Consider the following 26017-nt stretch of genomic DNA (forward strand, 5'->3'; position numbering starts at 1 on the left):
GAGTGGCGAACGGGAAAGCTGCTGGTCTTTGCGCAGGCCGCGTCGCCGCCCGCCGGACGGTCGATGCGTGAATGGTCCTCCCCGATCTTCCGGTCTCCGCCGGTGACCTGAGACTATGCGCACATAAACTTACAATCAAGATCGTATGTAAATTGCGGCAAAGATGCCTGCTACTCGACAGCGACCGTGCGCCGCTTCGCCGGATTGACGCCGTTGAGCAGCATCGCGGCGAAGGCAGAGCGCCGAACGATCACCCGATGCACCAGATAGGAGAGCCAGCCCGACAGTCCGACCATCAGCACATAGGCGAGATAGGGATCGAGCCGCAGCGGATCGAACAACAGGTCGAGCAGCAGGATGATCGGGAAATGCACCATGTAGATGGTGAAGGAGGCATCGGCGATCTGGCGGAACAGCGGCGGCGTTGCGCGCATCGCGACCGCGGAGCGCAGGATCAGCACGGTGACCGCGGGCGGGCACATGCACGCGGTGATCACGTTGAACAGGCTTGCCGGCGTGTCATAGAGGCCCGCCCCTCCCCCGGGCAGCAGCCGCGAGGCGCAGCAGACAGCGAGGACCAGCACCAGCACGATGAAGGGCGGTCCGGTGCGCGCGGTGATCCGCCTGAACAATGCCGGCGATCCGGCCAGCAGCACGCCAAAGGCATAGAGCGGGGCATAGGCGACCACCTGATGCGCCGCCCATACCGGCTCGGCCAACGCGCCGGACTCACGCGCCAGCTGGGCGACGAGCAGCACGCTCGCAGTCGACAGCACGCCCACCGCCAAGATGGCCAGCGTGACCGAGGGGCGCCCGGTCTCCACCCATTTGTCGATCCGGGCGAACAGCCCGTGCATCTGGTCGGCGCGATAGAACCAGAAGGTGATCGGCGCGAAGACCAGCAGGTCAACCAGAAACCAGAAATGCCACCAGCCCAGTTCGGGCAGCGCGGGCATGGCCACGCCCAGCCGGTGCCAGCTGGACAGCGCGCTCATCAGCGGGGCCAGGATGCACAGGCCGAACAGCATCGGCACGCCGATCTGGAAGCTCCGCCGCGCCAGCCAGGGCTCGGCACCCCGCTTGCGCAGCGCGAGCAGGCTGAGCAGCCCGGCGACCGCGAAAAAGGCGCCCATGCGGAAATTGGAGGACATCTTGGCGATGAGCACGAACAAGGGCCGGTCGACCTCCTGCACGGTTGTCGCGTGCAGAAAGATCCCCGCCAACATCAGCAGCGCGCGCCAGTTGTCCAAACCGGCAATCCGCTCGCGGTGCAACTTCGCCCCCATGTGCAACTGCGGAAGCAGTCGCTCGGGATTGACCTACGCCGGATTACTTAACCGGCGGTTCCTTACTGAAGAGAAACGAAGTGAACTTTGCCGTAACCTTGGCACGACTTGGGAAGATCAGGAACGATCCAGCAGCGCTTCGGGATGACAGCGCTGCAGCACGTTGCGCGGCATCACTTCATCCAGCGCTTCGTGCACGGCGATCTTCCAGCGGCGATAGCCTTCTTCATTGAGGTGCAGCCCGTCCTCCATGAAGAACGGCCCGGGTCGTCCACCCTGGAGCAGCGCCGGCACGATATCAACATAGTCGACGTCCGGCCGTTGATCGGCGATCGCCTTTGCCGTGGCATTATACTGCCCCTGCTGCGCGAGCCGATCCCAGCGGGTGGGACTGGGCTTGAGCGAGAGGATGAACACCGGCGTATTGCCGAACAGGCGCGACTTGATCGCCAGGAACTCGCGCAGATCGGCGATCGTCTGATCCACGCTGTGACCGAAGGCGAGGTCGTTCTCCCCGGCATAATAGATGATCGCCTGGGGCGGCTTGCTGGCCTGGTCATGCGCGATATGGAGATTGATCTCCTGCATGGTCGCGCCGCCGATGCCGCGATTCTGCGCGACCCAGGGGCGCAGATCCTCCTGTAGCGAGGACCAGCGGCTCATCGTCGAGCTGCCGACGAACCAGAGAACGCAGGCGCCCTCGCGCTGCGACGCGCCGGGTAGCGGCTGGCGCGCCATCACCCATTGCCAGCCGCCGAAGATCGTCGTGAACACGGCAAGCGCGAGCGCGCACTTGCCCAGGGTGGCAAGCGCGATGATCAGGGGTTTCGATTGGGCCGAAGGCTGCACGTCCCGATGATCCTCTTGCGCGATTCCCGGGACGATAGAGATCGGGGGTTAAAGCCGCGTTCCCACACACGCCAGGTGAGACGGAGGATCGCACGGGGCGCTTGACGCCGAGCTTCAGCCGCGGACGAGATCCTGGAGTGGCCGTGCCATCTGCACTTCGGGGAAGAGCTTGCGCGCCGCGGTCTGCGGCATCAGCCCGAAATGCGCCGACAGGGTGGAGCCGATCACCGTATCCAGGCCCAAAGTGGGCTTGAGATCGCGGCTCTCGTAGAGCGCGGCATCCGACAGGCCCGGCCAGTCGGCCACCACCCTGCCCCCATTGACCGCGCCGCCCATCAGCATCGCGCAGGAAGCGGTGCCGTGATCGGTCCCCTGGGTGCCATTGACCTTCACAGTACGGCCGAACTCGGTGGCGACCAGCACCACCGTGTCGTTCCACAAAGGCCCCAGCCCCTTCTGCAGCGCGCCGACCATCTGGTCGAGACCGTTGAGCTGGCCGGCAAGGCGGCCCTTCTGCCCGGCATGTGTGTCCCAGCCGCCGGTCTCTATCATCGCGATGCGCGAGCCATTCTCGGCCGCGAGCATCTTGGCGGCGAGATCGCCGGTGGCAGCGGCGTTCCTGCCATTGTCCGAGGCGAGGTCGCTGGTGAGCATCCGCGTGGCGGTCGCCTGTTCCCAGATGCCGTGGAGCTGGGCATCGCCCTGGTACATCTGGCTGACCCGCGCGAGCAGGTCGTCCGAGGCATCGGGCAGGCCCGAAGGGGCATAGCTTGCCACTTCCACCGCCCCACGCAGCGCCATGGGCACCGTCGCGGCCAGCGCGATCGCCTTGTCGTCGGCGGGCAGCAGGGTGAGCAGCCGGTTCAGCCAGCCATCCTTGAGCTGATAGGCGGAGGTGCCGCCGGTCTCGAGCACATTCTGCCCGTCGAAATGCGAGCGGTCGCGATAAGGCGAGGCGACGGCGTGGAGAAACAGCGCCTGTTTGGCGCCATAGAGCGCATGGATGTTCTTCATCGCCGGGTGCAGCGCGAACATGTCGTTGAGCTTCGGTGCCGTGGCGAAGTCCTCGGCCAGGCCCCCGCGCTGGCCGGCATAGGCCGGGTCACCCACCGGGGCGACGGTATGCAGGCCGTCGGCGGCGCCGCGCTGGATGATGAAGACGAAGCGGCGGTTGGTCGCGGCGCGGGCAAAGGCCATGCGTGCGCCGAAGCTGTTGGCAAACACGGCCGAGGCGCCCAGCGCGACGAAATTGCGACGGGAAAGAGCGGTCATCGGGCTTACCTCCGCATGAATTCGGGCGAGACGAGCATCAGGGCGAGGCCCTGGCCCGGACTCTCGGCACGGGCGATCGACTGGGCGGTGGCGGGGCTCAGCGCATCGGGGAAGAGCTCCGCCGCACGCTCGCGTGCATCGATCAGGTTCTTCGTCCGCTGTGCCATGCGCTCGGCCGCCTCGACGCGGCGCATCACCGCGTCGGGCCCCGCCCAGGCGCCCGCGACATCGTCCCAGCCTGCCGGCGAGCCCGGCTTCCACACCGGCTGGCCGAGCTGGCCCATCAGTCCGTTGACCGCGTTCGGCTGCAGCTGCTGGGTGCCGAGCGCGCGCATCGCGGAGATCGACCATTCCCAGGGCGACTTGAACTTGGCCGGGCGCGGCGCCCAGCATTCAGGCGAGGCGATCAGCGCGCGATAGACGGTGGGCAGATCGCCCTTCGACGACAGGAAGGCTTTCTCGAGCCGCGCGACGAGGCGCGCGGGCGGATCGTCGCTGGCGAAATGCCGGGCGAGCTTGGTGGCGATGTGCTTCGCCGTGGCGGGATGCGTGGCGAGATGGTCGAGCACCGCCGCCGCCTGCTCCTCGCCCTGCCCGGCCCATTGCTTGCCGAGGATGGTGCGCGTGCCCGGCTCGTGCAGCCGATCGGCGAAGACGAAGCTGCCGGGCTCGCCGCCCAGATCCCTCGCTCCCCGCGCCCGGCCGATCCCGGCGACGGTGAAGCCGGTCATCGCCCGGGCGAATTCGGTGACGTCGGCCTGGGTGTAGACGCTGCGCACGCCGAGCGTGTGGAGCTCCATGATCTCGCGCGCGAGATTCTCGTTGAGGCCGCTGCGACGCCCCCGCTGACGCTGGGCGGCCGGACTGTTGGGGCCGATCGACACCGCCTGGTCGAGATAGAGCAGCATCGCCGGATGCCGCTCGACCGCATTCAGCATGTCGCCGAACTTGCCCATCACATGCGGGCGGATCGCCTCGAACTCCATCGTGCCCGAAAGCCCGACCAGCTCAAGCTTGTCGGCGGAGACGGCGAAATGGTTCGCCCAGAAATGGACGAGCCGCTCGGCAAAGGGCGTGGGCGAGGTGATCGCGGTGAGCGCGCGGGCCGACACCATGCCGACATAGGCCTGTTGCTGCTGGCGCCGCGCCTCGCGCCGGGCGAGCATCGCGGCATCCTCGCCCTGGTAGAGTGGCTTGGCGGCCGGCTGCATCGGCGAGGCCGGTTGCATCGCCTGCATGTCCTGCATCATGGCGCCTTCGGCCATCGCCGGCTGGGCGGACGCGGGCTTGGCCGGTGCGGCTGCGCGTGCCCGCGGCCTGGGGTTTTCGAGCCGGAGCAGGCGCTGGCGCTCGTAGAAGTCGGCAAGGTCGCGCGCCACCTGGCTGCTCGGCACCTGCGAGGCAATCGCCTGGGGTCGTGGATCGAAGGCGGCAATCTGCCCGGCGAGCCATTTGCGGGGATCGTTCCCCGCATCCTCGCCCGGCCTGGCGCCGAGCCCGAAGCGGTTAAGCGCGATACTGGCGTCCGACATCCGACTCTCCTGGTCCGTTTGCGACGGACTACGCATAGAGTGTCGCAGAAGTTTGCCAGGCTGACACATATTGGCTTGCGTTTTCTGCAACCGCCCAGCGCGGCCTTTGCGATTGCCGCTTTTGCTGCGACGCAACATTGTGTGCGCAAGAACAGAACAAATTGGATGCCGATCTGGCTCTTGAACCATCAAGGAGAAAGATCGTGTCGAAGTTTCTTTTCGCGGCTGCCGCCGCTGCCCTGACCTTCGCTGCCCCCGCCTTCGCTGCCGATCGCAGCTTCACGCATGAAGGCGTGGTCTACACCTATACCGTGACGACCAAGGACAAGGTCCAGGTCCTCGAGGGCCGCACCAACAAGGGCGGCGAGTTCCGCCTCAACGTCAAGAATGGCTGGGTCGACGGCTATGTGAACGACACCCGCGTCTCGTTCCGTGCGCCGAAGGACAAGAGCGCCGGCCAGCTGGCCGCGCGCTGAGCCGCACTCCCGTTTCCAGGGACTGACAAAGGCCGGGGTGGCGACGCCCCGGCCTTTTCGTCGTTCAGAACCCCTCGGGCAGGTCGATCGTGCCGACCAGTTCCTTGTAGCGGGCGATCGCATAACGGTCGGTCATGCCGGCGATGAAGTCGGCGATGTGCCGACTGCGAGCGGGTTCGGCCTCGGGCAGCGCCTCGGTCCATTGCGCGGGCATCAGCGCGGGATCGGCGCGATAGGCAGCGAACAGCCCGGCCACCACCTTATGCGCCGCGTCGGCGGCGGCGAGCTGGCTCGGATGATGGTAGAGATTGGCGTACATGAAGCGCTTCAGCTCGCGCTCGGCCTCGCGCATCCCTTCCGAGAAATGCGCGAGCACCTGGCCGGCCGCGCGAACGTCCGCCACCGTCTCCACGCCGCTTTCGGCGATGCGCTTGCCGGTCGCATCGATCAGGTCGTTGACCATCGCGCCGATCTGGGCGCGGATCAGCTCGCTGATCAGCCGGCGACGTTCGCAGCCAGGGAAGCGCACCTCGACCTGGCGCCAGCCATCGGCGACCATCGGCAGCTCGAACAACTGGTCGAGCTGGAGGAGGCCCGCGCGCAGCCCGTCGTCGATGTCGTGATTGTCATAGGCGATGTCGTCGGCGATCGCCGCGACCTGCGCCTCGAGCGACGGCCAGCTCTCCAGCTCGAGCGGAAATTGCCGGTCGGCCTCGGCCAGAGCCCATTCGGGATGGATGATCGGGCCATTGTGCTTGGCAAGGCCTTCGAGCGTGTCCCAGGTCAGGTTGAGCCCATCCCAGGCCGGATAGGGCCGCTCGATGGTGGTGAGGGTGCGCAGCGTGTTGCCATTGTGGTCGAACCCGCCCTGCCCTGCCAGCGCTTCGCCCAGCGCCTTTTCCCCGGCATGGCCGAAGGGCGGATGGCCGATATCGTGCGCGAGGCAGAGCGCCTCGGTCAGGTCTTCGTTCAGACCCAGGGTACGCGCGATGGCGCGGCCGATCTGGGCGACCTCCAGGCTGTGGGTGAGCCGCACCCGGAAATGGTCACCGTCGGGCGCCATGAACACCTGGGTCTTGTGGCGCAGGCGGCGGAAGCTGATCGAATGGATGATCCGGTCGCGGTCGCGCTGAAAGGCGTCGCGCGGGCCGCGGGCGGTGCCGCCGGGCTCGGGATGGAGACGGCCGCGGCTGGCTTCCGGCGTGGAGGCCCAGGGGGAAATCGCTTTCACCGGGCGGCTCCTATCAGCCTAACTCTGCCCCGTCATCCCACCCTTTCGCGGAGATGACGGTTGCGGTGCGCGGCAGAACGCTACAGCCCGAGCTTGGTCACCTTCTGCCCCGCCTCGCTGGTGAAGACGAAGCCGGAGACGCCGGCCTTGCCCAGCGTGTTGACGAAGGCCTGGGCCTCCGCGCTGGTCTTGAACGGGCCGGTCAGCACGCGGTTGGTCGCGCGCAGCGGCGTCGTCCAGGCGGCCTTGCCCTTCAGCACCGACGGTGCCTTGGCGACCACCGCCTTCCAGGCCTTGGCGAGCGAATCCTCATTGGCGCCGCCCGCAACCTGCACCCAGATGCGGCTCGGATCGGCCTTGGCCGGATCGGGCTTCTTCGGGTCAGGCTTCTTTGCCTTGGGGTCGGGCTTACCCTTCCTGGCGTCCTCGACCGTCGGCTTTGTCTTGGGATCGGCTTTCGCCTTGGGATCCGGCTTCTTCGGATCGACCTTGGCCGGTTCCGGCTTTGGCTTGGCCACGACGGGTTCGGGCTTCGGTTTCGGCGGGGCGGCCGGCCTGGCCTCCGCCACGCGCACCGGCTCAGGCGCCGGTTCGACAACCGGCTCGGTCGGCGTAGCAGTGACGGTGGCGAGTTCCTCGGCCGGAATGGTGATCCCACCGACGATCGAAGCAAGGACTGAATCCTCCTGCCCCACCTTGGCGGGCCCCGGCGGCGCGGGTTCCGGACGCATGGGCTGCACCACGGGCTCCGCCCGGGCAACCGCTACGGGCGCGGGAGGTACCTCGGTGCGCGCCGGCTGGGGCGCAGGCTCGCCGCGAACCGGCGTGGGCAGTGCCGCGGCAACCCGCACCGGTGCGGGCGTCGGCGTTGGGCGTCCCGGCACTGGCGTCGGCGTAGGACGTGCGGGCGCCGGACGCTCGCTGGCCTCGGTCGGCTCCTCCTCACGCTTCGGCGCCGGAAGCGGCTGCACGATCGGCGTGGGCGGCGGCACGAAGCGCGGCGGCGGCGGGAGATTCTCGTCGGGCGCAGGCTGCGGAACGGGCGCAGGCGCCGGTCTCGCAGCGGCGATGGCGGCAAGCTTCTGGTCGCGATCGCGATCCCTGCGCGAGCGGCGATCCCTGCCCGCCGGAGCCGGCGCGGGCGCAGCCACCGGCGGCGCGGCGGCGACTTCCACCGGTCGTGGCGCCGGCACATAACGTGGCAGCTGCGGCGCCAGGCGGGCATCTGCCAGCCGCGCCTGGGTGGGCGACAGCTCGCCGAAATGCACCGCAAAGGCGCGATCGGCGGGGGCCAGCCCGGCAAGGCGCCGGAAGAAGGGCGAGAGCGACTGCCCCATCGATCCCGGCATCATGCTGGAGGCGATCTTCTCCGCCCCCGCCGTGTCGCCGTTCATCGCCAGGATGAAGGCGCGCGCACGCCAGGCAGCCCGGTCGCTGCGGCGGAGCAGCGGATCGAGCGTGCGCATCGCCTCGTCCTTGTCGCCAGTGATGCCTAGCGACAGGGCATAACGGCGCAGCACCTCGTCGTCGCGATCACCCGACAGGGCGAGCTTGTAGTCGCGCTGGGCGAGAACCGGCTGGCCGAGCAGGTCATAGGCGAAGCCGCGATCGGCGGCATATTCGCGCGGATTGAGCCCGCGCGCCTCGGCGGTCTGGAACAGCTGCAGCGCCTCGCCCGGCCGCTCGAGCCGGACCAGCACCATCGCACGGCCGGCGGCGATGCGCGGATCGGCTGGCGCGATCACCTCGGCACGCTGGAAGAAGGCGAGCGCGGCGGAGGTGTCCCCCAGGCGCGCGCTGGTCATGCCGGCGTCGATCAGCGTGCGCAGGTCGCGCGGATCGCTGGCGAGCATGCGGATGTCATTGGCCAGCTGGTCCGCATCGGGATTGGGCTGGGCGACGACCTCGGTCTGGGCGAAAGCGGGCACCGCCTGGGCAGTCGCCAGAGCGAGCACCGCAGCACCGATAAAGCGTATCCGGTTCATGTCCCCGCCAGCCTGCGCCTTGTTGCGCTGAACCGCCAATGACCGTGCCGGCCAGGCTCGCCGAAGCGGGCCCGGCCGGCGACGAATGGCTTACTGGTTGTTCTGGCTGCGCAGGAAGCGCGGAATGTCGAGCGGATCCTTGTCCGCATCGTCATCCGACTTGGAGGCGCCGCGCGAGGCCATCGCCATGCGCTCGAACAGCGTGCCACCGCTCTTCTTGGCCGGCTTCTCGGCCGGGATCGAAGGTGCGGCTTCCTCGTCGTCGCCGCCGGTCAGCCAGCGGCGGCGCGTGGTCGGCGCGGGGGCCGGCTCGTCGATCGGCGCGACGGGTGCTTCGGGAACCAGGCTGTCGGCACCGAGCACCAGCTCGTCCTCGTCCTTGCCTTCATCGACCCAGCTCGACTGGACCGGCGCTGCCGGCTGCGGCTCGGGCTCATAAGCCTCGGGAACCGGCGGCGAGAGCGGCACGGGCGTCTCGGCCACGGGCTCATAGGCCTGAGGCACCGGCGGCGCGATCGGCGCTTCCTCGGCGACCGGAGCAGCTTCCGGCTCGGGTGCTGCAGCCGGGACCGGCTCGGCGGCGGTGGTGCGGCGCGGAGTCGAGAAGGAGAAGACGCGCGGCTGCTCGGCAGCGCGCGGCGCGGCGACGGCCTGGGCATCCGCATCGATGCCGGTCGCAACGACCGACACGCGGATCTTGCCTTCGAGCTCCGGATTGAAGGCCGAACCCCAGATGATGTTCGCGTCTGGATCGACCAGTTCGCGGATATGGTTGGCGGCTTCGTCGACTTCGAGCAGGCGCATGTCCTCGCCGCCGGTGATCGAGACGATCACGCCCTTGGCGCCGTTCATGCTCACGCCGTCCAGCAGCGGGTTGGCGATCGCCTTCTGCGCGGCGATGAGCGCGCGGTCATCGCCCTCGGCCTCGCCGGTGCCCATCATCGCCTTGCCCATCTCCTGCATCACCGAGCGGACGTCGGCGAAGTCGAGGTTGATGAGGCCCGGCATGACCATCAGGTCGGTGATGCCGCGGACGCCCTGCTGCAGCACCTCGTCCGCCATTTCGAACGCTTCCTTGAAGGTCGTGTTAGCGTTGGCGATGAGGAACAGGTTCTGGTTCGGGATGACGATGAGGGTATCGACGTACTTCTGAAGCTCGTCGATGCCCGCCTCGGCCGAAGCGGCACGGCGCTTGCCCTCGAAGGCGAAAGGCCGGGTGACCACGCCCACCGTCAGGATGCCCATGTCACGCGCCGCCTTGGCGATGACCGGGGCGGCGCCGGTGCCGGTGCCGCCGCCCATGCCCGCCGCGATGAACACCATATGGGCGCCCTCGAGCGCCTTCTGGACGCTGTCGATGGTTTCCTCGGCGGCCGCGCGACCGATCTCGGGCCGGCTGCCGGCACCCAGGCCCTGGGTGATCTTGGCACCGAGCTGGATGCGATGCCCCGCGCTCGACTGCTTGAGCGCCTGCGCGTCGGTGTTCGCCACAATGAAGTCGACACCCTGCACGTCCGCGCGGATCATGTTCGCGATCGCGTTGCCGCCCGCGCCGCCCACACCGACTACGGTGATCTTGGGGGTCAGCTCGTCCACATCGGGCGGAAGGAAATCGATACTCATCGCCTTGGTCTCCCTGCGTCCATTCAGCTGTCACGGACGCGTAATCTATCTCCCGTTCTGCACGAACGCAGAGGGCGACTCTAGAGGGAACGCGAAGTTACCAACGCATTTCTTCTAATAATTAGCCCGGAACGCCGCGATTAGCCGCTGGATGAGCGCCCCGGGGCTTGCCCGGGTGACCATCTGGTGCGTCGGCTCGAGCGCGCGCAGGTCGATCGGATTGGCCGCGGCGAAGCGCGCCAGGCCCGCCAGCGTGGCGAAAGCCGGGCCGGCATGGGCCTCGGGAAGCGCCACCAGCCCCTTGGGCCGGCCGACGCGCACCGCGCTGCCGAGGAACTGCTGGGCATAGTCCGCGACGCCCTTCAACTCGGCGCCACCGCCGGTCAGGACGATCTGGCGGCCCGCGGGATCCTCGAAGCTGAGCTTCTTCAGCTCCTTCTGGATCTCGCCCATCAGCCGCTCCAGCCGCTTGCGGATGATCGCGTTGAGTTGCGCCTTGGTGATGCGCGGACCTTCGCTGCCGTCATCGGGGATGGCCGGCACCACGTCGATCATCTCGTGATTGTCGCGCGGGCTCAGGTTCGCCGAGCCGTGGAAGCACTTGGTGCGCTCCGCCCAGGCACGCGCGGTGCCGAAGGACGAGGCAATGTCGTCGGTGATATCGGCCGAGCCCATCGGGATCGAGGCGAGGCCCGAGAGCACACCCTGCGAGAATACCGAGACGTTGGTGACACCTGCGCCGATCTCGACCAGCGCGACGCCGAGCTCGCGCTCCTCGTCGGTCAGGCAGGCCAGGCCCGTCGCCACCGGGGCGGCGATGATCGAGCGGACCTCCAGATGCGCCGAGCGGACGCAGTGATCAAGATTGCGCACCGGCGCGCCGTCCGTTGCGACGACGTGGATGTCGACGCCCAGGCGCTCGGCGTGCAGCCCAAGCGGACGCTTGACGCCCGCGAGGCCGTCGACGGTGTAGCGGGTCGGCTGGGCGTGGAGGACCATCTTGCCCTGCGGATCGATCGCGGCGCTGCCGGCGCGGAGCAGCTCGTCCACGTCGTTCTGCTCGATGCGGTGCCCGCCGAGATCGGATTCAAGCCGCACGATGTCCGAGATCAGCCCGCCGGCCGAGAAGCTCACCCAGACGTCCTCGATGTTCTGACCGGCGATGCGCTCGGCCTGCTCGACCGCTTCGCGGATCGCCAGCTCGGTCGCGTGCATGTCGGCGACATAGCCGCGCTTGACGCCGCGGCTCTCGCGCTGGCCGGTCCCCAGCACCACCAGCGTGCCGTCGTCAGACTTCTGCGCGATCAGCGCCGAGACCTTGGACGAACCCACGTCCAACGCCGTGATCAGCCCTTCCGGTGCTACCTTCGCCATCTGCCCCTCAATTCGAAAAAAGCTTAATTCCGTATTCACCTTATGAATCAGGATTTTGTCCCGATAGCAACTACGGTGTTACTCATAATCCCGTCGCGGCGGGCGCCCCGATCGCCGCCGGGCGGCGGACGACGAGGTTATCGGGGTCGCGCATGTCGAACCCTAGGTTGCCGCGGCCGAGCAGGCGGTATGCCCCGTCCTTCTCGGCAAAGGTCTTGAGCGCGTCCTTCGCTTCCTTCTCGCCCTCGGGCAGCTGGAGCTTCTCGCCGGTGTCGAAGATGATGTCCCAGCGCCGGTTGCCGACCCAGGTGGCCGCGCGGACCAGCGGCTTGAGCGCCGGCGCGCTGTCCATCAGCTCGCGGTGCGCGGGCTCCTGCGAATTGGCGCCGTCGCCGATCAGCAGCGGCAGATCGGGCATCGCCTCACGCGAGACCGGCTCCAGCGGCACGCCGGTGGGATCGATCAGCATCAGCTGGCCGTGGTTCTGCCAGATCGCTGCCGGCTCGCGCTCGACGATGTCGATCAGCAGCTTGTCGGGCAGCCGGCGCGAGACGCGCGCATCCTGGATCCAGGGATAGGCGAGCAGCTTGGCACGCACCTCGCCCAGATTGACGAGCGGCATGGCGCGCGAATTCTGGTCGAGCACCTGCTGGTACACGGTCATGCGGTTCATCCGCTTGAGCCCGTTGATCTGGATCGTATCGACGCGCAGCCCCGCCTCGCCCACCGCCTGGGCAGCGCCGGTGCCGATGATCTGCGGCACGCCGAACCAGGTCGCGACGGTCAGCAGGCCGATCGTGAACAAGCCGACAATGCCCCAGGTCGCGATGCGGGTGAGCGTCGCCTCGCTGAACGGCAGCGCGGCGAGCGCCTGGTCCATCAGCCCGGGCTTCTTCTTGCGGGCGACCTGCTTGCGCTTGGGCGTCGGCTTGCCCCCGCGTCGGGTGGCCGTCCGACTGGAGGGCGCGCGGCTCATCCCTGGGCGTCCTCGCGGAGCGCTTCGTCGACGATACGCTGGCACAGCTCGGGATAGGAAATGCCGAGATGGCGCGCCTGCTCGGGCACGAGACTGAGCGGCGTCATGCCCGGCTGGGTGTTCACCTCGAGCAGGAACAGGCCGTCGAGCCCCATGCTGTCGTCCCAGCGGAAGTCCGAGCGCGAGGTGCCCTTGCAACCGAGCAGCCTGTGCGACTCCAGCGCGATGCGCTTGCAGGCATCGGCGATCTCGTCGGGGATCTCGGCCGGGCAGACATGCTCGGTCAGGCCGTCGGTGTATTTGGCGTCGTAATCGTAGAAGCCGCTCTTCGGCTTCAGCTCGGTCACGCCCAGCGCCTCGCCCGCCAGCACCGCAGTGGTCAGCTCGCGGCCGCGGATGAACGGCTCTGCGAGCAGCTCGTCGAACTCCTGCCACGGGCCGGTTGCCTCCGGCGCGATCGGATTGCCGTAATTGCCTTCCTTGGTGACGATCGCCACGCCCACCGACGAGCCTTCGTTCACCGGCTTGAGCACATAGGGGCGCGGCAGCGGATCGGCCTGGTGCAGCTCCTCGGTCTTCACCATCCGCCCGCCGGGCATCGGGATGCCGTGCGGTACCAGCGCCTGCTTGGTCAGCTGCTTGTCGATCGCGATCACCGAGGTGACGAGGCCGGAATGGGTGTACTTGACCCCCATCAGGTCCATCATGCCCTGCACCGTGCCGTCCTCGCCGGGGGTTCCGTGCAGCGCATTGAACACCACGTCCGGCTTCGCCTCGGCGATCCTCAGCGCGACGTCGCGGCCCATGTCGATGCGGGTCACCTGGTGGCCCAGGCTCTCCAGCGCATCCGCGATGCCCGCACCGGACATCAGCGAGACCTCGCGCTCGGCCGACCAGCCCCCCATCAGTACGGCAACGTGCAACTTGCTCACTTATCGATCCCTATGGCGTCTTTGTTTGCGTCGTCGGCAAACATGCCGACACGCTGGATTTCCCATTCCAGCTCGATGCCCGACTGCGCCTTCACCTTGGCGCGGACTTCCTCGCCCAGCGCCTCGATGTCGGCAGAGGAAGCATTGCCCAGATTGAGCAGGAAATTGCAGTGTTTTTCGCTGACCTGCGCATCGCCGCGACGAAGCCCGCGGCAACCGGCGTCATCGACCAGCTTCCAGGCGCTGTGACCCGCCGGGTTCTTGAAGGTCGAACCGCCGGTACGCGACCTAAGCGGCTGGGAAGCCTCGCGTTCCGCAGCGATCCGGTCCATCTCGGCACCGATCTCGGCCTTGTCGCCCGGGGTGCCTTCGAACAGCGCCTCGACCACCACGGCGCCCTCGGGCAGTTCCGAATGGCGATAGGTGTAGCCGAGTTTCGCCGCCGGCCAGGTCTCCACCGTCCCGTTTCGAGTCACCAGCGTGATCTCGACCAGGATATTGCTGGTGTCGCGGCCATAGGCGCCGGCGTTCATCCGCACCGCACCGCCGACCGTACCCGGAATCCCGCGCAGGAACTCGAGGCCCGCGATCCCGGCATCGCGCGCAGCGCTCGCCACGGTGATGCCCATCGCGGCGCCCCCCGCACGCACGCGGTTACCCGGTTCGATGCTGACCTTGGCCATCGCCTTGGGCAGCCGCACTACCACACCCGGCACGCCGCCGTCGCGCACGATCAGGTTCGAGCCGACGCCGACCGGCAGCACCGGCACTTCGGGATCGAGCCCGGCCAGGAACGCGGCGAGGCTCTGCACGTCGTCCGGGCGCACCAGCCATTCGGCCGGGCCGCCGGTGCGGAACCAGATGAAGTCGGCAAGGCTGCCCTGGTGCTCGATCGTGCCGCGCAGCGGAGGCAACGCGGTGCAGGGTGCGCTCACTTCCAGCCCCACATGCGCGACCATTGTTTCCAGGCGTCGAGATTGGCCTCGGCCGCCTTCTGCCCGGCCTGCTGGAGCTTCATCACGTCGCGCCCGGCATCGAGCCACTTCTGCGCGGCGTCCATCTGCGCCTTCTGCGCCTTGAGCAGGTCGCGCTGCATTTCCACGCCTAGGGTCAGCCAGTCCTTCATGCCCGGGCTTCCTCGATCGCACCGGCCAGGTTGGCGGCCCATTTCGTGATGTCGCCCGCGCCGAGGCAGATGACCATGTCCTTGGGCTGGACCACCCCGGCAAGCGTCTTCGCCAGCGCGTCCTCGCTCTCGATCGCGGCGACCGCCCGGTGCCCGCGACGCTGGACATTCTCGACCAGCGCGTCCGAGCTCACACCCTCCAGCGGCAGCTCGCCGGCGGCATAGACCGGGGTGACATAGACCATGTCCGCGTCGTTGAAGGCCTGGGCGAACTCGTCCATCAGGTTCTTGAGGCGCGTGAAGCGGTGCGGCTGGACGACCGCGATCACCCTGCCCTCGGCACTCTCGCGCGCCGCGGCGAGCACCGCGCGGATCTCGACCGGGTGGTGGCCATAATCGTCGATGATCGTCGCGCCGCCCGTTTCGCCGACCTTGGTGAAGCGCCGCTTCACCCCGCCGAACTTCGCGAAGCCCTGCTGGATCGTCGCGTCGGGAATGCCCAGCTCGAGCGCCACGCCGATCGCGGCGAGCGCGTTCTGGACATTGTGGCGGCCCGGCATCGGCAGCTCGATCCCCTCGATCGAGCGGGTGCTGCCGTCGCGGCTGCGGATGATCGCCTCGAAGCGGTTGCCGCCATGATGCGGCACGACATTGACGCCGCGCACGTCGGCCGAAGCGGCGAAGCCATAGGTCACGATCCGCCGGTCGCGCACCCGCGGGATGATCGCCTGCACCTCGGGATGATCGAGGCAGAGCAAAGCCGCGCCATAGAAAGGCACATTCTCGACGAACTCGACATAGGCGTCCTTCGCCTTGTCGAACGAGCCATAGTGATCGAGATGCTCGGGATCGATGTTGGTGACGATCGCATAGGTGCCGTCGAGCCGCAGGAAGCTGCCGTCGCTCTCGTCCGCCTCGACCACCATCCACTCGCTGTCGCCCAGTCGCGCGTTCGAGCCATACTGGTTGATGATGCCGCCGTTGATCACGGTCGGATCCACCCCGCCCGCATCGAGCAGCGCCGCAACCATCGAGGTCGTCGTCGTCTTGCCGTGCGTGCCGGCCACCGCGACGGTGGACTTCAAGCGCATCAGCTCGGCGAGCATCTCGGCGCGGCGCACCACGGGGATGCGGCGCTGATAGGCAGCTTCCACCTCGGGGTTGGTACGCACGATCGCGGTGGAGACCACCACCACCGCCGCGTCGCCCAGATTCCCCGCATCATGCCCGATGGTGACGGGAATGCCTCGGCTGCGCAGCCCCTGCACGACATAGCCCTCGGCCACGTCGGAGCCCTGCACCGAATAGCCGAGATTGTGCATCACCTCGGCAATGCCCGACATGCCGATGCCGCCGATACCGACGAAATGGATGGTACCGATGTCCTTTGCGACACCCTTCATGCGAACGCTGGCCTTCCCTGCATGGAGATGCGCTGGCCCTTGATCGGGGCCTCGGGCGCATCGATGGATTCGACGAGATCGGCAAGGTCGCGCGTGGCGTTGGGACGCCCGACGCTGCGCGCCCGTGCCGCGGCATTCTCAAGCCCCTGGGTATCGAGCCCGAGCTTCTGGATCTGCTTGGCGAGCTCCGCCGCGGTGAACGCCTTTTGCTGGATCGTCCGCGCCCCACCTGCCGTCGAGATCTCGCGGGCATTGGCGGTCTGGTGATCGTCGGTCGAGGTCGGCAGCGGCACCAGGATCGCCGGGCGGCCCGCAGCGGTCAGCTCGGCAATGGTCGAGGCGCCGGCGCGCGCGATCACGATGTGCGACCAGGCAAGCGCGTCCGCCATGTCGGTGATGTAGGTCGAAACATCTGCCGGGATGCCGTGGTTCTGATACTTGGCGCGCACCGTCTCGATATCCTCGACGCGCGCCTGGTGCGTCACCTGCAGGCGGCGGCGGAAATGGACGGGAAGCAGCGCGAGGCCATCGGGGACCACCTGGCTCAGCACCGTCGCGCCCTGGCTGCCGCCGGTGACGAGCACGCGGAAGATGCCGTCTTCCTCGAGCAGTGGATAGGGTCGGCTGCGCAGCGCCAGCACTTCCTCGCGCACGGGATTGCCGACCAGATGGGTCTTGGCCTGCCAGCCGGGCTTGAGCCGGTCGACCTGTTCATAGGAGGTCGCGATCGCATCGACCCGGCTCGCGACGAAGCGGTTCACCCGGCCCAGCACGGCATTCTGCTCATGGATGATGGTCGGCACGCCGGCGTTGAACGCGGCGAGCAGCGAGGGGAGCGCGGGATAGCCGCCAAAGCCGATCACCGCCGAGGGCTGCAGCTCCTTGTAGAGCCTGCGCGCCATCGAGCGGCCGGCCAGGATTTTGCCCGCTGCGCGGATATAGCCCAGCGGACCGCCGCCCAGCCTTCCGGCGGGAAGAACATGCGTCTCCACCCCGTCGAACAGGCCGGGGAAGCGCACACCGCGATCGTCGCTGACCAGCGCGACGTGATGGCCCCGCGCGGCCAGCTCCGCCGCCAGTGCGGCCGCGGGCACCATATGCCCGCCGGTGCCGCCGGCTGCGAGGACATAGCTACGGGAATTGGTCATGCGTTGCTCCAGCGGCCGGTATAGGGCGAGCGCTTCAGATACGGGTTTCGGCGCGTGAAGGCGAGCAGCAACCCATAGCCGATCGCCAGCGCGATCATCGACGATCCGCCATAGGAAATGAATGGGAGTGTCATGCCCTTGGACGGGGCGATGCCGGTATTCACCGCCATGTTGATCAGCGACTGCACACCGAACTGCGCAGCGAGCCCCGCCGCGGCGAGCAGGCGGAAGGCGTCCTCCTCGTCGAGCAGCTTCATCAGCACGCGGATGACGATCGCGAGATAGAGGAGCGCGATCACCGCGCAGGCGATCAGCCCGAACTCCTCGCCGATCACCGAGAAGATGTAATCGGTATGCCCTTCCGGCAGTCGGAACTTCATCATGCCGTTGCCAGGGCCGGTGCCGGTGAGGCCGCCCGCGGTCAGCGTGTCGTGCGCCATCTCCACCTGGTAGCGCTCGGCCAGCGCAGCGTCCTTGGTGGGGAAGAGGAAATTGTCGATGCGGGTGCGGGCAGTGCCGTAGAACAGATAGGCGGAGATCACCCCCGCGACTGCGGTGCCGCCGAGCCCGGCGATTGCCGCCGGCGAAATGCCCGAGATCATCAGGAGGATCAACCACACACTGCCGAACACGATCGTCTGGCCGAAGTCTGGCTGGAGCATCAGCAGCACACCGATCAATGCGGTGAGCGCGCCGGTGACGAACAGCACGGGCAGCTGCGGGTCCTTGGCGCGGAAGCTGAGCATCCAGGCGGTGGCGACGATAAACAGGGGTTTCAGGAACTCGGAAGGCTGGAATTCGGAGATACCCACGCCGATCCAGCGCTTGGCGCCGTTCACTTCGTGCCCGACGATCGGCACGAGCGCGAGGCAGACCAGGAATATCCCCGCCCCGATCAGCGCCAGGCGCCGCGCCAGCGTGACCGGCAGCATCGACACCGTGACCAGCACGGGCACGCAGATGCAGACCCAGACCAGCTGGCGCCAGAAATAGTACATCGGCGCCATGATGTGGGTGGCGTCCGAATAGCGGCGCGCAGTGGCGGGCGATGCGGCGGCGACCGCGACCAGACCGATCGCGATCAGCAGCAGCGCCAGCGTGAGCAGCACGCGATCGACTTCCCAGAACCACATGCCCGCGCGCGTCTTGCTCGCACGGCCGAGCTGTTGCTGGACACGACGGCGAACCTCGTTTCCAGCTTCCGGCACTTCGACGGTGTCGTTCATCCCAGTGCCTCCACCGCGTCGCGGAAGGCCTGGCCCCGGGCTTCGTAGTCCTTGAACTGGTCGAACGACGCGCAGGCCGGCGACAGCAGCACCACCTCGCCCGGCTGGGCATTGGCGGCGGCGGCCTTCACCGCGACGTCGAGCGTACCGGAGCGCTCGACCGGCATCTCGCCCTCGAGCAGTTTCGCGAACATCTCGCCGGCGTCGCCGATCGTGTAGGCCTTCACCACATGGGGAAAGCCGGGACGGCAGGCGTCGAGATCGTCGGTCTTGGCCTTGCCGCCCAGGATCCAGTGGATCCTGGGATAGGCCGAGAGCGCCGGCGCGGTGGAGTCCGCATTGGTCGCCTTGCTGTCGTTGACGAACAGCACGCCGTTCACCGTCTTCACCCGCTCCATGCGATGCGGCAGGCCGGGGAAGCTCTCCAGCCCCTTGTCGATCGCCGCCTGCTCGATGCCGAGCGCCTGGCAGGCTGCAATCGCGGCGAGCGCGTTCTGGGCGTTGTGCGGCCCCTGCAGCGCCGGCCAGCGCGACTGCTCCATGCAGATGCCCGGGGCGATGCGGGTGAGGTCTTCGCTGCGGCCCGCATCCGTGACCTGACGCGCGATGGCGGCGGAGGGCTCGTCGCCGATCCCGATGATCGCGGCATGCCCCTTGGACTGCATCGCGAACAGCCGGGCCTTCGATGCCGCATAGGCCTCGAAGCCGGCATAGCGGTCGAGATGGTCGGGGGTGATGTTGAGCAGCACCGCGACATCGCAGTCGAGGCTGTGCGTCAGGTCGATCTGGTAGCTGCTGAGCTCGAGTACATAGACGCCGCCCTCGGGAAGCGGATCCTGGCCGAGAATGGGCAGCCCGATATTGCCGCCCAGCCGCGCGGGGATGCCGGCGGTCTCGACAATGTGGTGGATCAGCGCAGTGGTGGTCGACTTGCCGTTGGTCCCGGTGATCCCGACGACGCGGTGCGCGGGCATCTCGGCCCGCGCCTCGGCGAACAGCTCGATATCGCCGATGATCGGAATACCGGTCTCGCGCGCGACCTCGGCAAGCGGAAGTCGGTTCAGCGGAACCCCGGGCGACAGCACAAGGCCATCGACCTCAAATTCCTGCCAGTCGGTGAAGTCGTCGATGAAGAGCTGCTCGCCCTCCAGTTCCTTGTGCCCCACCGCCTTGCGCTGCGCCGCATTGTCGTCCCAGGCGAGAATCTCCGCCCCGCTCGCCAGCAAGGCATGCACCGTCGCCAGCCCCGAGCGCGCGAGCCCGAGCACCGCATAGCGTTTGCCGCGCCAGGCGCTGCTCGTGATCACCGCAGCTTGAGCGTCGCGAGGCCCGCCAGCGCCAGCACGAAGGCGATGATCCAGAAGCGAATCACGACCGTCGGCTCCGACCAGCCGAGCTGCTCGAAATGGTGGTGGATCGGCGCCATCCTGAAGACGCGCTTGCCGGTACGCTTGAAGAAGAACACCTGGATGATGACGCTCAGCGCCTCCATCACGAACAGGCCGCCGATGATGCCAAGCACCAGTTCGTGGTGCGTGGTCACCGCGATCGTGCCGAGCGCGCCGCCCAGCGCGAGGCTGCCGGTATCGCCCATGAACACCGCCGCCGGCGGCGCATTGAACCACAGGAAGGCCAGGCCCGCCCCGACCATCGCTCCGCAGAAGATCGCCAGGTCGCCGGCGCCGGGCACGTGCGGGATGCCGAGATAGACGGCGTAGATCTTGTTGCCCGCCAGATAGGCGATCAGCATGAACGCCATGCTGGCGATCACCACCGGCATGGTCGCCAGCCCGTCGAGCCCGTCGGTCAGGTTCACCGCATTGCCGAACGCGACGATCACGAACGCGGCGAAGGCGATGTAGAAATAGCTGATGTCGGGGTGGAAGCTGCTGAAGAAGGGCACATAGAGCTGCGTGCCGTTCTGCGAGCAGATGATCGTCGCGGCGATGCCGGCGATGGCGAACTCGCCGATCAGCCGGACCTTGCCCGATACGCCCGCGGTCTTCTGCTTCCGCACCTTGTCGTAATCGTCGAGAAAGCCGATCATGCCGAAGCCGAAGGTGACGAACATGCACGCCCAGACATAGGGATTGCGCAGGTCCATCCACAGCAGCAGCGACAGCATGATGCTGGTCAGGATCATAAGCCCGCCCATGGTCGGCGTGCCGCGCTTGGCGAGGTGGCTCTGCGGACCGTCGTCACGGATCGGCTGCCCCTTGCCCTGGCGGACACGCAGCCAGCCGATGAAGCGCGGGCCGATCAGCAGGCCGAGCAGCAGCGCCGTCGCCACCGCGCCGCCGGTGCGGAAGGAGAGATAGCGGAAGAGGTTGAGGATGCCGGGGAAGCCCAGCAGGTCCGCGATCCAGTACAACATCAGGCAGGTGCCCTTTCCGCCAACGCCGCGACCACCGACCCAAGCCGCACGCCGTTCGACCCTTTTATGAGAACTGCGTCCCCCGCCTGGAGCATGTCATCGAGCCTGCCCAGCGCGGTCGCCGCGTCGGGCACATGGACGAAATCGACCGCGCCCTCAAGCGCCTCTGCGAGCGGCGCCATCGCTTCACCGACAAGAATGACGGATTCGACGCCCGCGGCCTCGATCGGGCCGGACAATTCGGCGTGGAAGGCGGCCGAATGCTCACCCAGCTCGCGCATCTCGCCGAGCACCGCCAGCTTGCGGCCCTTTTCCTGCGCCAGCACCGCGAGCGTCGCACGCATCGAGGCAGGGTTGGCATTGTAGCTCTCGTCGATCACCAGCGCCTCGCCGCCCCGCGCCGGCACCATGAGCCGCGCGCCGCGCCCGGCCAGCCCGCCCAGCTCGGCGAGCGCGAGCCCGGCCAGCTCGAGATCGGCACCGACGGCATCGACCGCGGCGAGGATCGCCATCGCATTGGATACCCAGTGCGCCCCCGGCTGCGACAAGGTGAAGCTCAGCTCGCGCTGCCCGAAGCGCGCCGTGACGAAGGTGCCGCCGGTACGGGTGCGCATCGTCTCGACGGCGCGGTAATCCGCACCCTCGTTCAGCCCGAAGGTGACGATCTTCGCCGCATGAGGCTTCGCCGCGGCGACCAGCCTGTCACGATGCGGGCTGTCGAACGGCACGATCGCGGTACCGCCCGGCTCCAGCCCCTGGAAGATCTCACCCTTGGCATCGGCAATCGCCTCTTCATTGGCGAAAAAGCCCATATGCGCCGGCGCGATCGTGGTGACGATGGCGACATGCGGGCGGACCAGCCGGGTCAGCGCTGCCAGCTCACCCGCATGGTTCATGCCCATCTCGAACACGCCGTAGCGCGTGTTCCGCGGCATCCGCGCCAGGCTGAGCGGCACGCCGGTATGGTTGTTGTAGCTCTTGACCGAGCGATGCGCCTCGCCCGGGGCGCTGCGCTCAAGCGCGGCGAACAGCGCTTCCTTGGTACCGGTCTTGCCGACCGAGCCGGTGACCCCGATCACCTTGCCCTGCATCCGCGCCCGCGCCGCAATACCCAGCGCATCGAGCGCCGCGGTGGTGTCCGCCACGGTGACGTGCGGATAATCGGTCGGCTGCGAGACGACTGCGCCCGCTGCGCCCTGCGAAAAGGTCTGATCGAGGAATCTGTGCCCGTCGGTGGTCTCGCCCTTCAGTGCGAGGAACAGGTCCCCCTGCCCCACTTCGCGCGAATCGAACGCGACGCCGGAAACCTCGAACTCCGCCGAAGCCTTGCCGCCAGTTGCCTCGACGATCTCGTCTGCGGTCCACAACCTCACGCTCATAAGCCCCTCCCCTTCAGGGGAGGGGTTGGGGTGGGGCATGTCAACAAGCGATGGGCTCGGTGAGCCGGACAGGCCCCACCCCCAACCCCTCCCCTGAAGGGGAGGGGCTTTATCTCGCCCAGCCCCCTCACGCCGCGCACTCCCGCGCCACGGTGACGTCGTCGAACGGCAGCACCATGTCGCCGACGATCTGGCCCTGCTCATGCCCCTTGCCGGCGATCAGTACGATGTCCTCGCTGCCCGCCATGTCGATCGCCGCCTTGATCGCCTCGCGGCGCCCGCCGATCTCGATCGCGCCCGGCGCGCCTTCGAGCACCTGGGCACGGATCGCCGCTGCATCTTCGGAGCGCGGATTATCGTCGGTGACGATCACTACGTCAGCGCCGGCCGTCGCCGCCTGCCCCATGGGCGCGCGCTTGCCGGTGTCGCGGTCGCCACCAGCGCCGAACACGATGATAAGCCGGCCCTGGGTATGCGGCTTGAGCGCCGCAATCGCCGCCTCCAGCGCATCGGGCGTGTGCGCATAATCGACATAGACCGGCGCGCCGACCTTGGTGATCACCGCCCGTTCGAGCCGCCCGCGCACCGGCTGCAGCCGGCTGAGGTCGCTCAAGGTCTGCGTCACGTCGCCGCCGGTCGCGATCACCAGCCCCGCCGCGACCAGCGCATTGGCGGCCTGGTACGCGCCGATCAGCGGCAGATTGACCTTGTGCGCCTTGCCCTCGGCCTCGATCGTCAGGCCCTGGCCGAGCAAAGTCGGCTCCCGGTCGATCAGGCGCAGCGTGCTGCCATGCTCGCCGACCGTGACCAGCTTGTTGCCGCGCTGCCGCGCCAGATCCTCGATCCGCAGCGCATTGGGATCGTCGGCCCATACCACCGCCGTGCCCCCATCCAGGTCCAGCACATCGGCGAACAGCCGCATCTTGGCATGGAAATAGGTTTCCATGTCGCCATGATAGTCGAGGTGATCGCGGCTGAGATTGGTGAACGCGGCCGCCTTCACCGGCAGCCCCTCGGTCCGGTACTGCGAGAGGCCATGCGACGAAGCCTCGAACGCGACATGGCTCACCCCCTCGCGCGCCAGCCCGGCGACATTGGAGAGGAAGGTGACGATGTCGGGCGTGGTCAGCCCGGTCGACACCGTGTCGTCGGCGGTGGTGACGCCGAGCGTGCCAATCGAGGCGGCATGGAAGCCACGCATCCGCCACAGCTGGCGGGTCATCTCGACGGTGGAGGTCTTGCCGTTGGTCCCGGTCACCGCCACGGCCGTGCCCGGGAACGGCGCGAAGAACTTCGCGGCCAGCCGGGCAAACTTCTCGCGCGGATTGGTGTCGGCGATATGCACCGCGCCTTCCACCTTCGCCTCAGGCCGGGCGACGACGGCCACCGCCCCCGCCTTCACCGCATCGGCAATGAAATCCTCGCCGTTGAAGCGCGCCCCTTCGAACGCGCCGAAGATGGTGCCGGGTGCGACCTTGCGGTGGTCGATGGCAAATCCGGTGACGACGGCGTCCCCCCCGCCCTCCGTCAGCGCGCCAAGTTTCATTCGGGATCCTTCTTGTCGGCGTCCGGCCCCGCCCAGATCAGCGGCAGCAGCTCGCGCTCGTCGATATCGCGGTTCGCATCCGGCACCACCCCGAGCAGCGAGCCGGTGCGGCTCACCACCCGCGCCACCACCGGCGCCACCGTCCAGGCAGCAGTCGTGCGATAGACGCCGATCGAGGGGTTGGCTTTGGGCGAATCGAGCATTGCGATCATGACATAGCGCGGTGCGTCGATGGGGAAAGCCGCCGCGAAGGTCGAAACGTTGCGACTCTTGTCATAACCACCACCGGCGGCCGCCTCCGCGGTGCCGGTCTTGCCCGCGATGCGGAAGCCCGGCGCGTCGCCCTTGCGGCCCGTGCCCTTGAGCACGATCAGGCGGAGCAGCTGGCGCATCCGGTCGCTGGTCGCCTGCTGCAGCACGCGCTTGCCCTGGGGCGGATGCGCGGGATCGACCTTGCGCAGCGTCGCCGGCAGCAGGATTCCGCCATTCACCATCGCGGCATAGGCGGTGGCGAGATGCAGCGGCGTCACCGCGATACCGTGCCCATAGGCAGTCGTCATCACCGTCAGCCGCCCCCAGCTCGCCGGCCAGAGCGGCCTGGCGCTGGCGTCCAGCTCGATCTTCGGCCGCTGGTCGAACTCGAAGCGGCGGAAGATCTCCTGCATCTTCGCCGCGCCCAGCTCGTCGGCGATGCGCGCGGTGGCGATGTTCGAGGAATAGATCAGCGTCTCGGGAATATTGAGCCAGCGGAACTGCTCGTCGCCCGGATCGTCATGGATCTTGAAGCGGCCGACCTGCAGCGGCACCGTCGCATCGAAGCGGCGCGACATCGAGGTGATCGTGCCCGTATCGATAGCCGCGGCCACCGCCAGCGGCTTGAAGGTCGAGCCGAGCTCGTAAACGCTCTGCGTCACGTTGTTGCGCGGCGGCGGCCCGTCGATCGCATTGGGGTTGAAGGCGGGAAGCGAGGTCATCGCGATCACTTCGCCGGTCTTGACGTCCAGGATCACGCCCGCGGCGCCGCGCGCCTGCAGCTGCGTCATCGCCGTGCCCAGCTCGTTCTCCAGCGCCGCCTGCACGCGCAGGTCGAGCGACAGCGCCACCGGCTGGCCGCGCTTTGCCGGATCGCTCAGCTGCGCATCGAGCACCCGCTCCATGCCGTAGCGGCCATGGCCGGTGCTATCGATATAACCGAGCACATGCGCGGCCAGGGTCGATTGCGGATAGAGCCGGTCGTTCTCGCGCTGGAACTCGATCGCCGGCTGACCCAGCTCGTTCACGGCCTTGACCAGCTCGGGCATCGCCCGGCGCTTGAGATAGGCGAAGCCGCTGCCCGAGCGGAGGATCGCGAAATACTTCTCTGCGCTCTGGTCCGGGATCAGCACCGCGAGCTTCTGCGCCAGCTCGGCCTTGTCGCCGATCACCTGGTTCGGGTGGATCGCGATCGTCCAGCTGTCGATCGAGCGCGCGAGCGGCGCGCCGCGGCGATCGGTGATGTCGCCGCGCGGCGGCACCAGCGTGGTCGCGATGTCGCGCGCCGTCGCCGGCTCGGCCCAGATGGCGAGCAGCGCCAGCTTGCCGATCACCACCAGCATGCCGAACCCGAACAGGATCGACAGGATCATCAGCCGCACCTGGGCGGTGGCGACAAGCGCCTGCCGGGCATCGCCCGTACGGCCCTTGCGGGCCGGCGGGGCGACGACGACGATCAACGGAGGGCCAGCTTCTCGCGCTGGGCAAGCTTCTTCAGGTCGTCGATGGTCGAGGTGCTGAGCACACCCTTGTCGGCCATCGCCACCCGCTTGTCAGCCTTCTTCATGAGGTCGTGAAGTTCCCTGTCCTGCTGCGCCACGCTCTTGCCCGGAACCGGCTGGACCGGCGCGGGCGCCGACTGCACCGGAGCCGCCGATGCCGTCGCCACCGCTGCGGCAGTCTGAGCCGCGGGCGCGCCGGTCGGAACGATCAGCGAAGCGTTCTGGATCTGCGCGGGCTGGTCGAGGCTGGCCAGCGCAGTCTCGCTCGCCAGATACTGCCCCGGGGCCGGCGCGGCAAGCGCCAGCACGTCGCCGTTCCAGCGCTCGATCTGGGCCAGGTTGGCGCGCGTCTGGAACTCGGTCTCCAGCCCACGGATGTCCTTCTGCGCCTGGAGGATCGCGCCCTTCATCGCGTTGAGCTTGGCCTGTTCGGCCGCGCCGTGCGAATTGACCATGTAGCATGCCGGCGCCACGACAACGGCGCAGAGGAGCCACCCCAGTCCCTTGAAGCTCTGAATCGCCATC

22 protein-coding genes are annotated in these 26017 nt (G+C 67.9%); 1 reads left to right on the plus strand and 21 read right to left on the minus strand.

The features are described from left to right. Positions 1–170 precede the first annotated feature (170 nt). From ACEN8G_RS12025 to ACEN8G_RS12040, 4 genes are all read right to left on the minus strand, one after another. Positions 171–1286, minus strand: a complete 1116-nt coding sequence (locus ACEN8G_RS12025; protein ID WP_413415884.1) for an acyltransferase family protein — start codon at positions 1284–1286, stop codon at positions 171–173. A gap of 117 nt (positions 1287–1403) precedes the next feature. Continuing rightward, positions 1404–2135, minus strand: coding sequence for a GDSL-type esterase/lipase family protein (locus tag ACEN8G_RS12030; RefSeq protein WP_413415885.1), 732 nt, complete (start codon positions 2133–2135; stop codon positions 1404–1406). 114 nt (positions 2136–2249) lie between these two features. Beyond that, positions 2250–3407 carry a DUF1501 domain-containing protein gene (locus ACEN8G_RS12035; RefSeq protein WP_413415886.1) on the minus strand — a complete coding sequence of 386 codons (1158 nt, stop codon included), beginning with the start codon at positions 3405–3407 and terminating at the stop codon, positions 2250–2252. A gap of 5 nt (positions 3408–3412) precedes the next feature. Then, positions 3413–4939 carry a DUF1800 domain-containing protein gene (locus ACEN8G_RS12040; RefSeq protein ID WP_413415887.1) on the minus strand — a complete coding sequence of 509 codons (1527 nt, stop codon included), beginning with the start codon at positions 4937–4939 and terminating at the stop codon, positions 3413–3415. A 203-nt stretch (positions 4940–5142) separates the two neighbouring features. Between ACEN8G_RS12040 and ACEN8G_RS12045 the strand changes: the two genes are divergently transcribed. Next, on the plus strand, positions 5143–5415 hold the full coding sequence (locus ACEN8G_RS12045; protein WP_413415888.1) for a hypothetical protein: 273 nt from the start codon (positions 5143–5145) through the stop codon (positions 5413–5415). A 64-nt stretch (positions 5416–5479) separates the two neighbouring features. On the opposite strand, the gene ACEN8G_RS12050 is transcribed toward ACEN8G_RS12045, so the two are convergent. From ACEN8G_RS12050 to ACEN8G_RS12130, 17 genes are all read right to left on the minus strand, one after another. Continuing rightward, complete coding sequence (locus tag ACEN8G_RS12050; RefSeq protein ID WP_413415889.1) at positions 5480–6646, minus strand: deoxyguanosinetriphosphate triphosphohydrolase; 1167 nt, start codon at positions 6644–6646, stop codon at positions 5480–5482. Between the two features lie 80 nt (positions 6647–6726). Beyond that, positions 6727–8631 carry an SPOR domain-containing protein gene (locus ACEN8G_RS12055; protein ID WP_413415890.1) on the minus strand — a complete coding sequence of 635 codons (1905 nt, stop codon included), beginning with the start codon at positions 8629–8631 and terminating at the stop codon, positions 6727–6729. Positions 8632–8721: 90 nt separating this feature from the next. After that, positions 8722–10254, minus strand: coding sequence for a cell division protein FtsZ (gene ftsZ / locus ACEN8G_RS12060; RefSeq protein WP_413415891.1), 1533 nt, complete (start codon positions 10252–10254; stop codon positions 8722–8724). Between the two features lie 114 nt (positions 10255–10368). After that, the gene (ftsA, locus tag ACEN8G_RS12065; RefSeq protein WP_413415892.1) at positions 10369–11628 is read right to left on the minus strand and encodes a cell division protein FtsA; all 1260 of its coding nucleotides are present in this window, start codon (positions 11626–11628) and stop codon (positions 10369–10371) included. Between the two features lie 82 nt (positions 11629–11710). Then, positions 11711–12604, minus strand: a complete 894-nt coding sequence (locus tag ACEN8G_RS12070) for a cell division protein FtsQ/DivIB (RefSeq protein WP_413415893.1) — start codon at positions 12602–12604, stop codon at positions 11711–11713. Then, positions 12601–13527 carry a D-alanine--D-alanine ligase gene (locus tag ACEN8G_RS12075; protein ID WP_413415901.1) on the minus strand — a complete coding sequence of 309 codons (927 nt, stop codon included), beginning with the start codon at positions 13525–13527 and terminating at the stop codon, positions 12601–12603. Before ACEN8G_RS12075 ends, ACEN8G_RS12070 begins: the two co-directional genes overlap by 4 nt. 5 nt (positions 13528–13532) lie before the next feature. Further along, complete coding sequence (gene murB, locus ACEN8G_RS12080; protein ID WP_413415894.1) at positions 13533–14495, minus strand: UDP-N-acetylmuramate dehydrogenase; 963 nt, start codon at positions 14493–14495, stop codon at positions 13533–13535. Then, positions 14468–14662, minus strand: a complete 195-nt coding sequence (locus tag ACEN8G_RS12085; protein ID WP_413415895.1) for a hypothetical protein — start codon at positions 14660–14662, stop codon at positions 14468–14470. The genes murB and ACEN8G_RS12085 overlap by 28 nt, the downstream gene beginning before the upstream one ends. After that, positions 14659–16065 (minus strand): UDP-N-acetylmuramate--L-alanine ligase, encoded by a 1407-nt coding sequence (gene murC / locus ACEN8G_RS12090; RefSeq protein ID WP_413415896.1) that lies wholly within the window; start codon positions 16063–16065, stop codon positions 14659–14661. Before murC ends, ACEN8G_RS12085 begins: the two co-directional genes overlap by 4 nt. Then, positions 16062–17213 carry an undecaprenyldiphospho-muramoylpentapeptide beta-N-acetylglucosaminyltransferase gene (gene murG / locus ACEN8G_RS12095; RefSeq protein ID WP_413415897.1) on the minus strand — a complete coding sequence of 384 codons (1152 nt, stop codon included), beginning with the start codon at positions 17211–17213 and terminating at the stop codon, positions 16062–16064. Before murG ends, murC begins: the two co-directional genes overlap by 4 nt. Next, complete coding sequence (locus tag ACEN8G_RS12100) at positions 17210–18439, minus strand: FtsW/RodA/SpoVE family cell cycle protein (RefSeq protein WP_413415898.1); 1230 nt, start codon at positions 18437–18439, stop codon at positions 17210–17212. The genes murG and ACEN8G_RS12100 overlap by 4 nt, the downstream gene beginning before the upstream one ends. Further along, positions 18436–19746: a UDP-N-acetylmuramoyl-L-alanine--D-glutamate ligase gene (gene murD / locus ACEN8G_RS12105; protein ID WP_413415899.1), complete on the minus strand. Its 1311-nt coding sequence runs from the start codon at positions 19744–19746 to the stop codon at positions 18436–18438. Before murD ends, ACEN8G_RS12100 begins: the two co-directional genes overlap by 4 nt. Beyond that, positions 19743–20813 (minus strand): phospho-N-acetylmuramoyl-pentapeptide-transferase, encoded by a 1071-nt coding sequence (gene mraY, locus ACEN8G_RS12110; RefSeq protein WP_307120578.1) that lies wholly within the window; start codon positions 20811–20813, stop codon positions 19743–19745. Before mraY ends, murD begins: the two co-directional genes overlap by 4 nt. After that, positions 20813–22192 carry a UDP-N-acetylmuramoyl-tripeptide--D-alanyl-D-alanine ligase gene (locus ACEN8G_RS12115; RefSeq protein ID WP_413415900.1) on the minus strand — a complete coding sequence of 460 codons (1380 nt, stop codon included), beginning with the start codon at positions 22190–22192 and terminating at the stop codon, positions 20813–20815. Before ACEN8G_RS12115 ends, mraY begins: the two co-directional genes overlap by 1 nt. Before the next feature lie 127 nt (positions 22193–22319). Next, a complete protein-coding gene (locus ACEN8G_RS12120) occupies positions 22320–23738 on the minus strand; it encodes a UDP-N-acetylmuramoyl-L-alanyl-D-glutamate--2,6-diaminopimelate ligase (protein WP_413416593.1) in 1419 nt (472 codons plus the stop codon). Further along, on the minus strand, positions 23735–25450 hold the full coding sequence (locus tag ACEN8G_RS12125) for a peptidoglycan D,D-transpeptidase FtsI family protein (protein ID WP_307120575.1): 1716 nt from the start codon (positions 25448–25450) through the stop codon (positions 23735–23737). The genes ACEN8G_RS12120 and ACEN8G_RS12125 overlap by 4 nt, the downstream gene beginning before the upstream one ends. Continuing rightward, on the minus strand, positions 25447–26016 hold the full coding sequence (locus ACEN8G_RS12130) for a hypothetical protein (protein WP_413416595.1): 570 nt from the start codon (positions 26014–26016) through the stop codon (positions 25447–25449). The genes ACEN8G_RS12125 and ACEN8G_RS12130 overlap by 4 nt, the downstream gene beginning before the upstream one ends. Position 26017: the final 1 nt, after the last annotated feature.

The organism is Sphingomonas sp. Sphisp66, from assembly GCF_047324325.1.
Classification (GTDB): Bacteria; Pseudomonadota; Alphaproteobacteria; order Sphingomonadales; family Sphingomonadaceae; genus Sphingomonas.

What these genes read in the sequence shown, in the direction of transcription:
- ACEN8G_RS12025 (WP_413415884.1), bottom strand. Translation starts at nt 1,286, where the DNA reads ATGGGGGCGAAGTTGCACCGCGAGCGGATTGCCGGTTTGGACAACTGG.
- ACEN8G_RS12035 (WP_413415886.1), bottom strand. Translation starts at nt 3,407, where the DNA reads ATGACCGCTCTTTCCCGTCGCAATTTCGTCGCGCTGGGCGCCTCGGCC.
- ACEN8G_RS12040 (WP_413415887.1), bottom strand. Translation starts at nt 4,939, where the DNA reads ATGTCGGACGCCAGTATCGCGCTTAACCGCTTCGGGCTCGGCGCCAGG.
- ACEN8G_RS12055 (WP_413415890.1), bottom strand. Translation starts at nt 8,631, where the DNA reads ATGAACCGGATACGCTTTATCGGTGCTGCGGTGCTCGCTCTGGCGACT.
- ftsZ (WP_413415891.1), bottom strand. Translation starts at nt 10,254, where the DNA reads ATGAGTATCGATTTCCTTCCGCCCGATGTGGACGAGCTGACCCCCAAG.
- ftsA (WP_413415892.1), bottom strand. Translation starts at nt 11,628, where the DNA reads ATGGCGAAGGTAGCACCGGAAGGGCTGATCACGGCGTTGGACGTGGGT.
- ACEN8G_RS12070 (WP_413415893.1), bottom strand. Translation starts at nt 12,604, where the DNA reads ATGAGCCGCGCGCCCTCCAGTCGGACGGCCACCCGACGCGGGGGCAAG.
- murB (WP_413415894.1), bottom strand. Translation starts at nt 14,495, where the DNA reads ATGGTCGCGCATGTGGGGCTGGAAGTGAGCGCACCCTGCACCGCGTTG.
- ACEN8G_RS12085 (WP_413415895.1), bottom strand. Translation starts at nt 14,662, where the DNA reads ATGAAGGACTGGCTGACCCTAGGCGTGGAAATGCAGCGCGACCTGCTC.
- murC (WP_413415896.1), bottom strand. Translation starts at nt 16,065, where the DNA reads ATGAAGGGTGTCGCAAAGGACATCGGTACCATCCATTTCGTCGGTATC.
- murG (WP_413415897.1), bottom strand. Translation starts at nt 17,213, where the DNA reads ATGACCAATTCCCGTAGCTATGTCCTCGCAGCCGGCGGCACCGGCGGG.
- ACEN8G_RS12100 (WP_413415898.1), bottom strand. Translation starts at nt 18,439, where the DNA reads ATGAACGACACCGTCGAAGTGCCGGAAGCTGGAAACGAGGTTCGCCGT.
- mraY (WP_307120578.1), bottom strand. Translation starts at nt 20,813, where the DNA reads ATGTTGTACTGGATCGCGGACCTGCTGGGCTTCCCCGGCATCCTCAAC.
- ACEN8G_RS12115 (WP_413415900.1), bottom strand. Translation starts at nt 22,192, where the DNA reads ATGAGCGTGAGGTTGTGGACCGCAGACGAGATCGTCGAGGCAACTGGC.
- ACEN8G_RS12120 (WP_413416593.1), bottom strand. Translation starts at nt 23,738, where the DNA reads ATGAAACTTGGCGCGCTGACGGAGGGCGGGGGGGACGCCGTCGTCACC.
- ACEN8G_RS12130 (WP_413416595.1), bottom strand. Translation starts at nt 26,016, where the DNA reads ATGGCGATTCAGAGCTTCAAGGGACTGGGGTGGCTCCTCTGCGCCGTT.